The 1143-nt window shown below is 52.8% G+C and carries 1 protein-coding gene; it reads right to left on the bottom strand.

Annotated features, from left to right (window positions below):
- Nucleotides 1-208 precede the first annotated feature (208 nt).
- The gene (locus C468_RS17230) at nt 209-1030 is read right to left on the bottom strand and encodes an IS5 family transposase (protein WP_008847010.1); all 822 of its coding nucleotides are present in this window, start codon (nt 1028-1030) and stop codon (nt 209-211) included.
- Nucleotides 1031-1143 lie beyond the last annotated feature (113 nt).

Consider the following 1143-nt stretch of genomic DNA (forward strand, 5'->3'; position numbering starts at 1 on the left):
GTTCGTTCACTCACTCTCGCCGGAGGATCTGTCGAGACAGCGGTTGAGTGTCTCGTTATCGGGTCTTTCCGTAGTTCTACATAAGAGCGAGACTGAAACCGTAGGACGGTGAGGGTGATAGGGTCAGTGTTCGAGATAGTCAGATATATCCTCATCTGGCAACCCTCTGCCCGTACTGTGTGGTTCATTGTTCTTCTGTCTTGACCGTTCAGAGTGATCGTTCTACGTTATGAATGAGGCAGGCGATGGTGAGTTCACGGAACTGTTTCCACCAGCGTCGTGACCGGACGAACGCACCGTACTTCCGCTTGAGCGTTGAGTTGACCGCCTCGGATTGACTCCGCTGGCCGTAGAGATCAGCGTCTAAGCGCGCGTTCCATGCCTTGTGAAGCGATGTAAACTCACGATGCTTTATCAGTGGCCGAACCTCGTGTTGCCGGGCAAGTCGCCTGATCTTCTGGTCGTCGTAGCCCTTGTCACCGAGCAGAATATCGATGTTTTCCGGGTTACGCTTGATCAACGGCGGAGCGATCTGACTATCGTGTTTTCGTGTCGTCGTCACGTGGAGATCGAGGATTGCGTTCTCTTTCGTATCGACCAGCAGCGTCACTTTGAGCTGCTGAATCGTGAGTTCAGCTCGTTTCGTGTAGTGTTTCGAAGCGTGACTGCGGTCAAACCCTGACGCATCAACTCCAACAACTCTACTCGTCGGAAGTAGCGTCGCTGAGAGAGTCAATATAACACGCCACACGGCCATACCAAGTCGATTGAACGCCTTACAGAGCGTTGATGGCGTCGGAAGTTCGGCTAATCCAAGAGCTCGTCGGATGCGTGGCATCTCGATCAGTTCGTCAAGCAGGCCACGGTATGTCGTGTTCTTCCGAACTTTGAGACACAGCAGAACAACGTGCTGGGGAAGTGTGTAGCGGTGTTTAGAGAACTTCGAGGAGTATCGAGAGACCGCTCGGCGTGCCAGATGGATCTCCTTCTCAGTAAAGCGAAGAATCTGCGACTTCGGGAGGGACTTCATCTCGTCGAATTACATGGCGAACATGTAACTCCCTGAGGATTTCACCTATGGAAACGCTGCTACCCGGGCAAACCACGTCTAGCGACAAAATGATTACGCCGTCTGGGGATCTG

Source organism: Halorubrum kocurii JCM 14978, assembly GCF_000337355.1.
In the GTDB taxonomy this organism is placed as follows: Archaea; Halobacteriota; Halobacteria; order Halobacteriales; family Haloferacaceae; genus Halorubrum; species Halorubrum kocurii.